Source organism: Enterobacter sp. D2, from assembly GCF_034427575.1.
GTDB lineage: Bacteria > Pseudomonadota > Gammaproteobacteria > Enterobacterales > Enterobacteriaceae > Enterobacter > Enterobacter cloacae_M.
In genome coordinates this window covers 882,247-895,260 of the sequence record NZ_JAXQPP010000001.1, presented here as the reverse complement: position 1 = coordinate 895,260, position 13,014 = coordinate 882,247, and the positions used below count along the sequence as shown (strand labels likewise).

Here is a 13,014-nt window from a genome sequence, read left to right as displayed (position 1 = left end):
AACGGCAGGGATTTTCACACCCTGAACCATGGAGTTCGAAATGAAAGTAAGCGTAACAACTGTTGAGCTAAATCTTGCTGTCGTAAATAAAGAAATTGCCACTTTTAATATAAGCGGTGCTATTTCAGGCGTGGTTCATTTGCCATCATCAGGCCCTGTTACCGTTGTGCTTGACGGTGGCTACGTGCTCGGTGAGTATCATTGCCCTGTTTGCGCTGTTAAGCATATTAGCTTGCTGTCTGTGAACTTCGCAGAAGCGCAGAACGCTTGTGGCATGTCTTATTATGATCACAAACGCCAACAACTTAACTGATATGGGTGACATTATTTGTCATTGCGCTGTTTGCTGCCACGAATATAAAAAATCGGAAATGCATGAAAGGAAAAAAGACATATACCCCTTTAAGCGCACGATTTATTTATGTGAGCAATGCAATGTAAAAAGAGAAAGGCGTAACGCGTTAAAAAATGTAAAGCGTGTTATTCGAAAACCATATCGCTAAAAAACACCCTCCTAAAATCATAGAGGTAATTATGTCTGTTGAATTAAAAGTTTTCGGCGGTGCTTATTTCCCAAAAGATAAAGCATTAAAAAAACACCCAGATTTAAAACCGCTTGCAACCGCAGTTAATGCGGCAACAAAAGCCATCGCTGAAGCCGTTATTTTCGGTAAGCTGGCGGCTGAGCACCCTGAACATATTGATGATTATTTTAAAGTGAAAATCTGGGAGCATCGTGATGGTTTGCTGTGCCCTGAGCTTGATGTTTTCTCACCTGAATTTTTCGATACCGTGGCTATCTGGAATGTGAACGCAGGTGAACCAGCTGCGGCGCCACAACCTGAATCTGAAGAAAAGACGGAATGGGACGACAACAAGGCACAGGAAGAAATTAAAATCGTTGCGCAGCTCGACCAGGCATCCCGGGCAGCTTGTCTGGCACTGTTCGGCCCGGTCTCTGGAATCACTTCAGCGCAGTACGGCCAGATCATCGATCTGAAGAATGATGATGAACCCAGCTTTGCCCGCGAGCTGGCCGAAGCACTATCCAAAGAAACACGATCGCTGGCCCTTGCACCGGAACGGCAGGAGCAATTACTCGCCTGGGTACGTGAGAACACAAAAGAATCTGCACAGTGGCCGGACATTAAAAAGCAGATCACTAAATGGATCGATACGCCGATTGATAAGCGACCTCAGCCTGCTAGCACTAACACCGAAGAAAACCGCACGGACAATGACTCCACTCTGGGCGGAGGAAACAAGACAGACCGTAGCCCGGATCTGGCACACAACCTGTCTACGCTGAAGATAGAGGTTGCTGTTGCGATTCTGGGCATGTACGACGAGATCGATATTTACGGGATCCCGAATAGATTATTTATTCCGGCGAAAGCTATGGCCGAAGCAGAACAGGACCCCCGCTTTACTGCATGGTGGAAAAAACTTCGCGGCACCCCCGGTATTCTGGATTATTCCCGGGCAGCCATCATCGCCTTGATTAAATCGGCTCCGGAAGAACTCTGGATAGATCCTGTCGCGCTGCGCGAGTACATCAATCGCGAGTTGGTTGAATTTGACCACGCGCACCCAGATCAGAAAACGGTTGATGCGGCTTGCCGCCCAAAATCCCGCGCCACCCCTGAGGTAAACGAAAATGATGAAGCCAAACCGCCTTTACCTGGCGAAACTCAGCCACCAGCAGTTTGCCCTGCCAAAGCTGCGCAGCTCGACAAAGAACTCAATGAGGCATTCGCTCAGAGTTCAGCGCCAGTGCAGCAGCCCACGGACCAGCCGAAAGTGGAGAACCTGGGCGGAGGCGTCTTTTCTGTCGATACACTGATAAATACCGCCCCCTCAAATGAAGTCGAAAAACAGGAAGTGTCACCAGCGCTAAGTGTTCGCGAGATTGAAATCGCCCATGCATTAAACGAGCTGATGTCCGGGCGCACAAACATCGGTGACCAGGGTGATATCGAAAATCTTATCACCACCACAGGTAAAGACATCAAGCATATTTTCCCGTTACTGATTGCAGATATCACCACGACTGAATTCTGTCTGTCGCCTGATTTCAGTGATGAAGAAGTACAGGACGTTGCTACTACGATTCTTGAACAGTGGTCTGACGATATCAGCGTTCGTCAGAAAATAGCGCTTGATGCGATCGTGGAATACCGCCGCCCAGCACCACCAAGATCTGTCGAGCTCGATCCTCCAGCCGTAACTGTAAAGCCGGATGCCGAGCCCAAACCGGTAGCTGAAACAAACGCGCCGCTCTCATCGATTACCTACCTGCAGCAGCTGACAATTGCCGCGCTACAGGGTTTATGTTCCAACCCGGCATATTGCAATCAGTATCAGGAACTACCGGCTATGGCCGCCGGGCTTGCCCTCAGCGTGATCAACCATCAGGAAGGCTCCTGTGCGTCTGATTAACCGTAGTAAGGGAGACAGCATCGGCGGGCCAGCATGCGCCGCCGCGCTCAAATGCCATTTTGAGAAATATGGCGAGCATGGTCGCAGCGACAAACAGACGTTTTACACCATCAGGATCCAGGGGAGAAAAATTACGGTTGAGGTTGTAAACCGCCCACGTAGTTACGTGGCCACGGCAATGACCCGCGCCAGGAGCCTCCAATGTCTGCCCGGGCTTGGTCGGTGATTTTTGACAATCAAATTACTATCTGCCGCTGCGGTATCGTGGCGGCGTCATGGAGTTAAGCATGGCGCAAATCATTTTTGATGAAGAGTGGATGGTGGCGGGAAAGCTCACTGAGAAAACGGGGCTGGATGACAGGCAAATAAAAGCTTATCGCCTCGGATGCTGGATTGAAGGGGTTCATTTTAAGCGAGTACCCGCGGTACCCGGTGGAGAAAGCAAACGCGCTTTGGTCTGGTACAACTTTCCGCTGATTAATAGATTTATTCAGGAAGCATGATGAACTTTCCAACCGGCGTTGAACTTCATAACGGAAAAATCAGAATCACGTTTACCTATCGCGGCATTCGCTGCCGCGAAGTTCTCCGTGGCTGGGTGGTTAACAGCAGTAACATCAAGAAGGCGGGAAACCTTCGCGCAGTTATCGTGAGTGAGATCCAGTTCGGCCAGTTCGACTACGCTGCGCGCTTCCCTGAATCGAAGGCTCTGAAAAAGTTTTCATCAACAAAGCGGATCACGACATTTAATGAGCTGAGCGATTTTTTCATTGATACAAAGGCTCTGGAGGTGTCGGGGGCTACCCTTCATTCACTCACATCTGCAGTTAACACACTGAAACGTGTTGTGGGAGAAAATACTCCACTGGCTGATATTCAGCACGCCGATATCCTGAATTACCGCAAAGAACTGCTGACCGGCAGCGTATTAAACCCTTCAATGCCTAACCTGGTTAAAAAGGGACGTGCGCCCTCAACAGTCAATAAACAGATGGCGGTTTTATCAGAAATGCTGAAGCTTGCTAATCGAAGTCAGTTTATATTACACGCTCCTTATGAGGGAGTGTCCCGGCTGAAGCTATCTAAGGCAGACCCCGATCCGCTTCTACTTCATGAGTACCAGGCACTGATTGCCGCCCTTCCCCGAAAACTGGCTTTGATCATCATTGTAGCCGTCCACACGGGAATGAGGCCCGGCGAGATTTGTGCTCTGGCGTGGGAGGATATCGATCTGAGAAAAGGTGAAATTCACGTATCAAGAAGCCTGACGAACAAGCGGGTGTTTGTGCCGCCGAAAACAGATGCTGGTATACGAACGATCACCCTGCTTAAGCCTGCACATGATGCGTTGCTGGAGCAGTTCGAAATCACAGGCAATAACCCAAGACATCAGATCATTTTCCATCACCGGGAAATCGGCAAAACAGAGCCACAAAATCTGCGGTTTGTGTTTTCCCCGGAAAAGAAATCGTCAGTGAATGAGAGCTTTTTTTCCAAAAACTCGATTTCGTATGGATGGAAACGGGGCACTAAACTTTCGGGAATACGTGAGAGAAATCCTTATCAGTCCCGACACACATACGCCTGCTGGACGCTTATGGCCGGTGCGAACCCTTCCTTTATCGCCAGCCAGATGGGCCATGAGGATGCGCGCATGGTGTATGAGGTGTATTCGAAGTGGATCGGAGATATGAACCAAGATCAGGTCAACATGCTGAACAATCAGATGCCGACAGCTTTGCCCCCAGGACGCCCCCAAGGGATTGGAAGTATTAAAAAAGTCATTTAATTTCATGACGCTGGTTCCAAACTCCATAATCAGCGTTAAACTATTCATACCAATTTTTTAGGGAGAAGAGATGATGCGCGTACTGGTTGTTGAGGATAACGCATTACTACGCCATCACCTGAAGGTTCAGCTTCAGGAGATGGGACATCAGGTGGACGATGCTGAAGATGCAAAAGAAGCCGATTATTATCTCAATGAACACCTGCCGGATATCGCCATTGTCGATTTAGGGTTGCCTGACGAAGACGGTCTGTCGTTAATTCGCCGCTGGCGCAGCCACGATGTCTCCCTGCCGGTTCTGGTTCTGACCGCCCGTGAAGGCTGGCAGGATAAGGTCGAAGTGCTCAGCGCGGGTGCAGACGATTACGTCACCAAGCCGTTTCATATTGAAGAGGTGGCGGCGCGCATGCAGGCGCTGTTACGCCGCAACAGCGGGCTGGCTTCACAGGTTATTTCCATCCCGCCTTTCCAGGTCGATCTCTCCCGCCGGGAATTAGCGATTAATGATGAAGTGATCAAACTCACCGCCTTCGAATACACCATTATGGAAACGCTGATCCGTAACAATGGCAAAGTGGTGAGCAAAGATTCCTTAATGCTCCAGCTTTACCCTGATGCTGAACTGCGCGAGAGCCATACCATTGACGTGCTGATGGGACGTTTGCGTAAGAAAATTCAGGCGCAGTATCCGCAGGATGTGATTACCACCGTCCGTGGCCAGGGCTACCTGTTCGAATTACGCTAAATGAGAGGGATTTTACGCCACATACTGCCCCTCTCGCTGCGGGTTCGTTTCTTACTGGCCACGGCTGCCGTCGTGCTGGTGCTGTCGCTCTCCTACGGCATGGTCGCTCTGGTGGGCTACAGCGTCAGCTTTGATAAAACCACCTTTCGGCTGTTGCGTGGCGAAAGCAATCTGTTTTATACCCTGGCGAAGTGGGAAAGCAACCGAATCACCGTCGAAATGCCGGAAAACCTCAACCAGCAGAGTCCAACGCTGGCCCTGATTTATAACGAAAAGGGGAAATTACTGTGGGCGCAGCGTGATATTCCCTGGCTGGTCAAAAGCATTCGTCCGGAATGGCTCAAAACCAACGGATTTCACGAAATTGAAGCCGATCTCAACACCACCAGCTCGCTGATCCATGAAGATCGCTCCCTGCAGCAAAAGCTGAACGAGATCCGCGCCGACAACGCCGAAACGGAGATGACGCACTCCGTCGCGATCAACCTCTATCCAGCGACGCTGAACATGCCGCAGCTGACCATCGTGGTGATCGACACCATTCCGGTCGAGCTGAAGCGTTCTTATATGGTCTGGAGCTGGTTCATCTACGTTCTGGCTGCGAATCTCCTGCTGGTGATCCCGCTGCTGTGGGTGGCGGCGTGGTGGAGCTTGCGCCCCATTGAATCACTGGCGAAAGAGGTTCGTGAGCTGGAAGAACATCATCGCGAGAAGCTGAACCCGGAGACCACCCGTGAGCTCACCAGCCTGGTGCGTAACCTCAACCGCCTGCTTAAAAGTGAACGCGAACGCTACGATAAATACCGTACCACCCTTACCGACCTGACCCACAGCCTGAAAACACCGCTGGCCGTCATGCAAAGTACCCTGCGTTCAATGCGCAGTTCGAAGCTGAGCGTCGATGATGCCGAGCCGGTGATGCTGGAACAGATCAGCCGTATTTCACAGCAAATTGGCTATTACCTGCATCGCGCCAGCATGCGTTCCGGCAGCGCGCTTCTGAGCCGCGAGCTGCACCCGGTAGCCCCGCTTCTGGATAACCTCACGTCCGCCCTCAACAAAGTGTATCAGCGTAAAGGGGTGAACATCAGCCTCGATATCTCGCCAGAGATAAGCTTTGTGGGTGAAAAAAATGACTTCATGGAAGTGATGGGTAACCTGCTGGATAACGCCTGCAAATACTGCCTGGAGTTCGTGGAAGTGTCTGCGCGTCAGACGGAAACCGAACTGCATATTATCGTTGAGGATGATGGTCCAGGCATCCCGCGCAATAAGCGTGACGTGGTGTTCGATCGCGGTCAGCGCGCCGATACGCTACGTCCTGGCCAGGGCGTAGGATTGGCCGTCGCCCGTGAGATTGTTGACCAGTACGACGGGAAAATAGAAACCAGTGAAAGCCTGCTGGGCGGCGCCAGAATGGAGGTTATTTTTGGTCGCCAGCAGCCCACATTGAACGATAGTTAACCCGTTATGTGAAAAATGCGAGGATCTCGCAGCCGGGGGACTGAGCTTCCGTTATAATCCGAGTCAGTAAGAGCCTGCGGAATAAAAAAATTATGGATTATCACTTAACGCTTAACTGGCCCGAGTTTATTGAACGTTACTGGCAAAAACGCCCGGTGGTTCTGAAACGCGGATTCAGCAATTTTGTCGACCCTATCTCGCCTGACGAGCTGGCAGGTCTGGCCATGGAAAACGAAGTCGACAGCCGTCTGGTCAGCCACCAGGACGGGAAATGGCAGGTTAGCCACGGACCTTTCGAAAGCTACGATCACCTCGGTGAAAACAACTGGTCGCTGCTGGTGCAGGCGGTCAACCACTGGCATGAGCCCACTGCCGCATTAATGCGCCCGTTCCGCGCCCTGCCCGACTGGCGCATGGACGATCTGATGATCTCTTTCTCCGTGCCGGGCGGCGGCGTAGGTCCACATCTTGACCAGTACGACGTGTTCATCATTCAGGGTACGGGCCGCCGCCGCTGGCGCGTGGGCGAAAAAGTGCCGATGAAGCAGCACTGCCCGCATCCTGACCTGCTTCAGGTTGACCCGTTTGAAGGAATTATCGACGAAGAGCTGGAGCCGGGCGATATTCTCTATATTCCGCCGGGATTCCCTCACGAAGGCTACTCCCTGGAAAACTCACTCAACTACTCCGTGGGGTTCCGCGCGCCGAGCGGCCGCGAGATGATCAGCGGATTTGCCGACTACGTTCTGCAGCGCGAGCTGGGCAGCTATCGTTACAGCGACCCTGATGTGCCTGCGCGCGAGCATCCGGCGGATATTCTGCCAGAAGAACTCGATAAGCTGCGCGGCATGATGCTGGATTTGATTAACGAGCCGGAGCACTTCAAACAGTGGTTTGGTGAGTTTATCAGCCAGTCTCGTCATGAGCTGGACGTTGCGCCACCGGAGCCGCCTTATCAGGCTGACGAGATTTATGATGCGCTCCAGCAGGGTGACAAGCTGGTACGTCTGGGCGGGTTGCGCGTGCTGCGCATTGGTGAAGAGGTGTTCGTCAACGGCGAGAAGCTGGACTCTCCGCACCGCCCGGCGCTGGAAGCCATTGCCAGCCATCTGGTGCTGACTGCCGACACCTTTGGCGATGCGCTGGAAGATCCTTCTTTCCTCGCGATGCTGGCCGCGCTGGTCAACAGCGGATACTGGTTCTTTGAGGACTGAGTCGTGATATTTGCCGGGTGGCGGCTTCGCCTTACCCGGCCTACATTCCTATCGTAGGCTCGGTAAGCGTAGCGCCACCGGGCTTTTTCTTACCGCTTCGCGGTCAACTCCGCTATCCGTACTATCACCTTCACCGCTTTTTCCATCCCTTCCAGCGTCACAAACTCATGCTTGCCATGGTAGTTGTAGCCACCGGTAAACAGGTTCGGGCACGGCAGCCCCATAAACGACAGCTGAGAACCGTCGGTGCCGCCGCGAATCGGCTTGAGCTGCGGTTCAATATCGCAGTCGCGCATCGCCTGCTGGGCAATATCGAGAATATGCGGATGCGCCATCACCTTCTCGCGCATGTTGTAATAGCTGTCTTCAATGATCAGCTCAATATAGCAATCTGGGTGTAATCCTTTACCGACCTTCTTCGCGATCTCCATCATCTTGCGCTTGCGCGCCTCAAAGGCTTTGCGGTCGAAATCGCGGATGATGTAGTGCATCTGCGCGCTGTCCACGGTGCCTTTGATGCTGGTCAGGTGATAGAAACCTTCATACCCTTCGGTCTGTTCAGGGCTCTCTTCCGCCGGGACTTCTGCATGAATTCTGGACGCCAGCGACAGCGCGTTCACCATAACACCTTTCGCCGAGCCAGGATGAACGTTGTTGCCGACAATTTTGATCGTGACGGACGCGGCATTGAAGTTTTCATACTCCAGTTCACCGACGCCACCGCCGTCGACGGTATAGGCCCACTGCGCGTTAAAGGCTTCCACGTCGAAATGCTTCGCGCCCTTGCCGACCTCTTCATCCGGCGTAAAGGCCACGCGGATATCCCCGTGCGGGATGTTTTTGCCCTTCAGCACCGCCAGCGCCGTCATGATCTCCGCGATACCCGCCTTGTCATCTGCCCCCAGCAGCGTCTTCCCGTCGGTGGTGATCAGCGTCTGGCCCAGCAGCTGGTGCAGCACGGGGAACATTACGGGCGAGAGCACTTCGTCACCAATGCCCAGCGCAATGTCGCCGCCGCGGTAATTTTCCACAATCTGCGGGTTCACATGTTTGCCGCTAAAATCCGGAGAGGTGTCGACATGGGAGATAAAGCCAATCGCCGGAATGTCACCCTGGACATTCGCCGGCAGCGTTCCCATCACAGTGCCTTTTTCGCTTAACGTGACGTTGACCAGCCCCATGGCGTCAAGCTGCTCTTTAAGCAGGTTTAACAACTTCCACTGGCCTTCGGTGCTCGGCACCTGGCGAACACCCGGCTTAGATTGGGTATCCAGCGAAACGTACTGTAAAAAACGCTCAAGTAATTTATCCATGCAGTCACCCTCACTTTTCGTGACAACATTATCAATAAGCATCAAAACGCAAATATTGCGTCAGGTCACTTTTATCCCGCAAACGAGAATATTTTCCGTTTATATCGTTATGCGTTAGTAAATGTAGCTTATGAATCAGTGACAAGGATTGGCGATTGCAGGGGATTGCCGTAGAATGTCCGCCCTCATTACGAGTCACCAAGGTGGTTACACACAAACCCCGCTTCAGTCTGCTGCCTGAGGCGTCTATATGGGACAGCGCAAAAATTGAATACACAATCCCGTTCACGTTCACCGCTGGTGCAACTGGAACGAATTCGTAAAAGTTTTGATGGTAAAGACGTTATTTCCGACCTCACTCTTACCATCAATGACGGTGAGTTTCTGACGCTGCTTGGCCCCTCGGGCTGCGGCAAAACAACCGTTCTGCGCCTTATCGCCGGGCTGGAAAGCGTCGATAACGGCCATATCCATCTTGAGAACCAGGACATCACCCGGGTTCCCGCCGAAGATCGCCACGTCAATACCGTCTTTCAGAGCTACGCCCTGTTCCCGCACATGACCGTGTTTGAAAACGTGGCGTTTGGCCTGCGGATGCAAAAAACGCCGGCGAACGAGATTGAACCGCGCGTCACCGACGCCCTGCGCATGGTGCAGCTTGAGACGTTTGCCCAGCGTAAACCCCATCAGCTTTCCGGCGGCCAGCAGCAGCGCGTGGCCATCGCCCGCGCCGTGGTCAACAAGCCGCGTCTGCTCCTGCTGGATGAATCCCTCTCGGCGCTGGATTACAAGCTGCGCAAGCAGATGCAGAACGAGCTCAAAGCCCTGCAGCGCAAGCTCGGCATTACCTTTGTCTTCGTCACCCACGATCAGGAAGAGGCCCTGACCATGTCCGACCGCATCGTGGTGATGCGCGACGGCAAAATCGAGCAGGACGGCACGCCGCGCGAAATCTACGAAGAGCCGAAGAATCTGTTTGTCGCCAGCTTCATTGGCGAGATCAATATTTTCGACGCCACGGTGATCGAGCGTCTGGACGACCAGCGCGTGCGAGCCAGCGTCGAAGGGCGCGAGTGCAATATCACGGTGAATTTCCCCGTCGAAAAGGGACAAAAGCTCAACGTTCTGCTGCGCCCGGAAGATCTGCGCGTTGATGAAATTCACGGCAATACCGAGGCCGAAGGGTTAATCGGCTATATCCGCGAGCGCAACTACAAAGGGATGACGCTGGAGTCCGTTGTCGAACTGGAGAACGGCAAAATGGTGATGGTCAGCGAGTTCTTTAACGAAGACGACCCTGACTTCGACCACTCTCTCGACCAGAAAATGGTTATCAACTGGGTAGAAAGCTGGGAGGTTGTGCTGGCTGATGAAGAACACAAGTAAATTCCAGAATGTGGTGATTGCCACGATCGTCGGTTGGCTTGTGCTGTTTGTCTTTTTACCCAACCTGATGATCGTTGCCACCAGCTTCCTGACCCGCGACGACGCTAATTTCGTTTCGCTGGTCTTTACGCTGGACAACTACGCGCGCCTGCTCGATCCGCTCTATTTTGACGTGCTGCTGCACTCGCTCAATATGGCGCTGATCGCCACCCTTGCCTGTCTGGTGCTGGGCTATCCTTTCGCATGGTTCCTCGCGGGCCTGCCGCAAAAGGTGCGGCCCCTGCTGCTGTTTTTACTGATTGTTCCCTTCTGGACCAACTCGTTAATCCGCATCTACGGGCTGAAGATCTTCCTCAGCACTAAAGGCTATCTCAACGAGTTTCTGCTGTGGCTGGGAGTGATTGATACGCCGATCCGCATCATGTTTACCCCGAGCGCGGTGATTGTCGGCCTGGTCTATATCCTGCTGCCGTTTATGGTGATGCCGCTCTACTCCAGCATCGAGAAGCTGGATAAACCGCTGCTGGAGGCGGCAAAAGATCTGGGCGCTAATAAGCTGCAGACCTTCATCCGCATTATTATCCCGCTGACCATGCCGGGCATTATCGCGGGCTGTCTGCTGGTAATGCTCCCGGCGATGGGTTTGTTCTACGTGTCGGATCTGATGGGCGGCGCGAAAAACCTGCTGATCGGTAACGTAATCAAGAGCCAGTTCCTGAACATCCGCGACTGGCCGTTCGGGTCCGCGACCAGCATTACGCTGACGGTGGTCATGGGGCTGATGCTGCTGGTCTACTGGCGCGCCTCACGCTTGCTGAATAAAAAGGTGGAACTCGAATGATCGGTCGACTGCTTCGCGGCGGTTTTATGACCGCCATTTACGCTTACCTTTATATCCCGATTATCATTTTGATCGTGAACTCGTTTAACAGCTCGCGCTTCGGGATTAACTGGCAAGGCTTTACCACCAACTGGTACAGCCTGCTGATGAACAACGATAGCCTGCTGCAGGCCGCGCAGCACTCGCTGACGATGGCGATCTTCTCCGCCACCTTCGCGACGCTGATTGGCTCGCTCACCGCCGTGGCGCTCTACCGCTATCGCTTTCGCGGCAAACCGTTCGTCAGCGGCATGCTGTTTGTGGTGATGATGTCGCCGGACATCGTGATGGCCATTTCGCTGCTGGTGCTGTTTATGCTGCTGGGCGTACAGCTTGGCTTCTGGTCGCTGCTGTTCTCGCACATCACCTTCTGCCTGCCGTTTGTGGTGGTGACCGTTTTCGCGCGCCTGAAAGGGTTCGACGTGCGCATGCTGGAGGCGGCGAAAGATCTGGGTGCCAGCGAGATGATCATCCTGCGCAAAATCATCCTGCCTCTGGCGATGCCCGCCGTGGCGGCCGGATGGCTACTTAGCTTCACCCTGTCGATGGATGACGTGGTCGTGTCCTCCTTCGTCACCGGTCCGAGCTATGAAATTCTGCCGTTGAAGATCTATTCAATGGTGAAAGTCGGCGTCTCACCGGAGGTGAACGCGCTGGCGACCATTCTGCTGGTGTTTTCGCTGGTTCTGGTGATTGCCAGCCAGGTTATTGCTCGTGATAAAACAAAATCTCAGGGGACAATGAAATGAAAAAAATGCTCGCCGCTGCGGCGCTGGTGCTTGGCATGGGTGCCGCGCACGCTGATGACAGCAAAACGCTCTACTTCTACAACTGGACCGAGTACGTGCCGCCGGGCCTGCTGGAACAGTTCACAAAGGAAACGGGCATCAAGGTTATCTACTCGACCTACGAGTCGAATGAAACCATGTACGCCAAGCTGAAAACCTACAAAGACGGCGCGTACGATCTGGTCGTGCCTTCCACCTACTTTGTCGACAAAATGCGCAAAGAGGGCATGATCCAGAAGATCGACAAAACGAAGCTAACCAATTTTGCAAACCTCGATCCTGAGATGCTCAACAAGCCGTTCGACCCGAATAACGACTACTCCATTCCGTATATCTGGGGGGCAACCGCGATTGGCGTGAACAGCGAGGCCGTCGATCCAAAAACGGTGACAAGCTGGGCCGATCTCTGGAAACCAGAGTACAAGGGTAGCCTGCTGTTAACCGACGACGCGCGTGAAGTGTTTCAGGTCGCGCTGCGCAAGCTGGGCTACTCGGGCAACACGACGGATCCGAAAGAGATTGAAGCGGCGTATAACGAGCTGAAAAAGCTGATGCCTAACGTGGCGGCGTTTAACTCTGATAACCCGGCAAATCCGTATATGGAAGGCGAAGTGAACCTGGGGATGGTGTGGAACGGCTCCGCGTATGTCGCCCGCCAGGCCGGTACGCCGCTTGAGGTGGTCTGGCCGAAAGAAGGCGGGATCTTCTGGATGGACAGCCTTGCGATCCCCGCCAACGCGAAAAACGCTGAAGGGGCGCACAAGCTGATTAACTTCCTGCTGCGCCCGGACGTAGCGAAACAGGTTGCCGAGACGATTGGCTACCCGACGCCAAACCTCGCCGCACGCAAGCTGCTGAAGCCTGAGGTAGCTAACGATAAATCGCTCTATCCGGATGCCGAAACCATCAGCAAAGGTGAATGGCAGAACGATGTCGGTGACGCCAGCCGCCTCTACGAAGAGTATTACCAGAAATTAAAAGCGGGCCGGTAACGGT

13 protein-coding genes are annotated in these 13,014 nt (G+C 53.3%); 12 read left to right on the top strand and 1 reads right to left on the bottom strand.

Annotated features, from left to right (window positions below; genetic code table 11):
• Nucleotides 1–40 precede the first annotated feature (40 nt).
• The 8 genes from SPG90_RS04240 to SPG90_RS04205 all read left to right on the top strand — a co-directional run bounded on the left by SPG90_RS04240 (nucleotide 41) and on the right by SPG90_RS04205 (nucleotide 7,651).
• On the top strand, nucleotides 41–313 hold the full coding sequence (locus tag SPG90_RS04240) for a hypothetical protein (RefSeq protein WP_126326177.1): 273 nt from the start codon (nucleotides 41–43) through the stop codon (nucleotides 311–313).
• Nucleotides 314–534: 221 nt separating this feature from the next.
• Nucleotides 535–2,439 carry an exodeoxyribonuclease VIII gene (locus tag SPG90_RS04235; RefSeq protein WP_322407956.1) on the top strand — a complete coding sequence of 635 codons (1,905 nt, stop codon included), beginning with the start codon at nucleotides 535–537 and terminating at the stop codon, nucleotides 2,437–2,439.
• Nucleotides 2,426–2,665 carry a DUF4060 family protein gene (locus tag SPG90_RS04230; RefSeq protein ID WP_047749235.1) on the top strand — a complete coding sequence of 80 codons (240 nt, stop codon included), beginning with the start codon at nucleotides 2,426–2,428 and terminating at the stop codon, nucleotides 2,663–2,665. The genes SPG90_RS04235 and SPG90_RS04230 overlap by 14 nt, the downstream gene beginning before the upstream one ends.
• A 61-nt stretch (nucleotides 2,666–2,726) precedes the next feature.
• The gene (gene xisR / locus SPG90_RS04225; protein WP_010429804.1) at nucleotides 2,727–2,942 is read left to right on the top strand and encodes an excisionase family protein; all 216 of its coding nucleotides are present in this window, start codon (nucleotides 2,727–2,729) and stop codon (nucleotides 2,940–2,942) included.
• Nucleotides 2,942–4,228 (top strand): site-specific integrase, encoded by a 1,287-nt coding sequence (locus SPG90_RS04220; RefSeq protein ID WP_047749233.1) that lies wholly within the window; start codon nucleotides 2,942–2,944, stop codon nucleotides 4,226–4,228. Before xisR ends, SPG90_RS04220 begins: the two co-directional genes overlap by 1 nt.
• Before the next feature lie 73 nt (nucleotides 4,229–4,301).
• Nucleotides 4,302–4,973, top strand: coding sequence for a two-component system response regulator PhoP (gene phoP / locus SPG90_RS04215; RefSeq protein WP_028019015.1), 672 nt, complete (start codon nucleotides 4,302–4,304; stop codon nucleotides 4,971–4,973).
• The gene (gene phoQ / locus SPG90_RS04210) at nucleotides 4,974–6,437 is read left to right on the top strand and encodes a two-component system sensor histidine kinase PhoQ (RefSeq protein WP_322407955.1); all 1,464 of its coding nucleotides are present in this window, start codon (nucleotides 4,974–4,976) and stop codon (nucleotides 6,435–6,437) included.
• A 92-nt stretch (nucleotides 6,438–6,529) separates the two neighbouring features.
• Nucleotides 6,530–7,651: a cupin domain-containing protein gene (locus SPG90_RS04205; protein ID WP_045401586.1), complete on the top strand. Its 1,122-nt coding sequence runs from the start codon at nucleotides 6,530–6,532 to the stop codon at nucleotides 7,649–7,651.
• Between the two features lie 89 nt (nucleotides 7,652–7,740).
• On the opposite strand, the gene pepT is transcribed toward SPG90_RS04205, so the two are convergent.
• A complete protein-coding gene (pepT, locus tag SPG90_RS04200; RefSeq protein ID WP_023311179.1) occupies nucleotides 7,741–8,964 on the bottom strand; it encodes a peptidase T in 1,224 nt (407 codons plus the stop codon).
• A 237-nt stretch (nucleotides 8,965–9,201) separates the two neighbouring features.
• On the opposite strand from pepT, the gene potA reads away from it, so the two are divergent.
• The 4 genes from potA to potD are packed head-to-tail and all read left to right on the top strand — an operon-like array spanning nucleotide 9,202 to nucleotide 13,010.
• On the top strand, nucleotides 9,202–10,350 hold the full coding sequence (gene potA, locus SPG90_RS04195) for a spermidine/putrescine ABC transporter ATP-binding protein PotA (protein WP_174259824.1): 1,149 nt from the start codon (nucleotides 9,202–9,204) through the stop codon (nucleotides 10,348–10,350).
• Nucleotides 10,334–11,191, top strand: a complete 858-nt coding sequence (gene potB / locus SPG90_RS04190) for a spermidine/putrescine ABC transporter permease PotB (RefSeq protein WP_047174456.1) — start codon at nucleotides 10,334–10,336, stop codon at nucleotides 11,189–11,191. The genes potA and potB overlap by 17 nt, the downstream gene beginning before the upstream one ends.
• Nucleotides 11,188–11,979 carry a spermidine/putrescine ABC transporter permease PotC gene (potC, locus tag SPG90_RS04185; protein WP_047174455.1) on the top strand — a complete coding sequence of 264 codons (792 nt, stop codon included), beginning with the start codon at nucleotides 11,188–11,190 and terminating at the stop codon, nucleotides 11,977–11,979. The genes potB and potC overlap by 4 nt, the downstream gene beginning before the upstream one ends.
• Entirely contained in the window at nucleotides 11,976–13,010 is a 1,035-nt protein-coding gene (gene potD / locus SPG90_RS04180) for a spermidine/putrescine ABC transporter substrate-binding protein PotD (protein WP_023311175.1), read from the top strand. Before potC ends, potD begins: the two co-directional genes overlap by 4 nt.
• Nucleotides 13,011–13,014 lie beyond the last annotated feature (4 nt).

Coding starts and splice junctions, on each gene's coding strand:
- SPG90_RS04240 (WP_126326177.1), top strand. CDS start 41: ATGAAAGTAAGCGTAACAACTGTTGAGCTAAATCTTGCTGTCGTAAAT.
- SPG90_RS04235 (WP_322407956.1), top strand. CDS start 535: ATGTCTGTTGAATTAAAAGTTTTCGGCGGTGCTTATTTCCCAAAAGAT.
- xisR (WP_010429804.1), top strand. CDS start 2,727: ATGGCGCAAATCATTTTTGATGAAGAGTGGATGGTGGCGGGAAAGCTC.
- SPG90_RS04220 (WP_047749233.1), top strand. CDS start 2,942: ATGAACTTTCCAACCGGCGTTGAACTTCATAACGGAAAAATCAGAATC.
- phoP (WP_028019015.1), top strand. CDS start 4,302: ATGCGCGTACTGGTTGTTGAGGATAACGCATTACTACGCCATCACCTG.
- phoQ (WP_322407955.1), top strand. CDS start 4,974: ATGAGAGGGATTTTACGCCACATACTGCCCCTCTCGCTGCGGGTTCGT.
- SPG90_RS04205 (WP_045401586.1), top strand. CDS start 6,530: ATGGATTATCACTTAACGCTTAACTGGCCCGAGTTTATTGAACGTTAC.
- pepT (WP_023311179.1), bottom strand. CDS start 8,964: ATGGATAAATTACTTGAGCGTTTTTTACAGTACGTTTCGCTGGATACC.
- potB (WP_047174456.1), top strand. CDS start 10,334: ATGAAGAACACAAGTAAATTCCAGAATGTGGTGATTGCCACGATCGTC.
- potC (WP_047174455.1), top strand. CDS start 11,188: ATGATCGGTCGACTGCTTCGCGGCGGTTTTATGACCGCCATTTACGCT.
- potD (WP_023311175.1), top strand. CDS start 11,976: ATGAAAAAAATGCTCGCCGCTGCGGCGCTGGTGCTTGGCATGGGTGCC.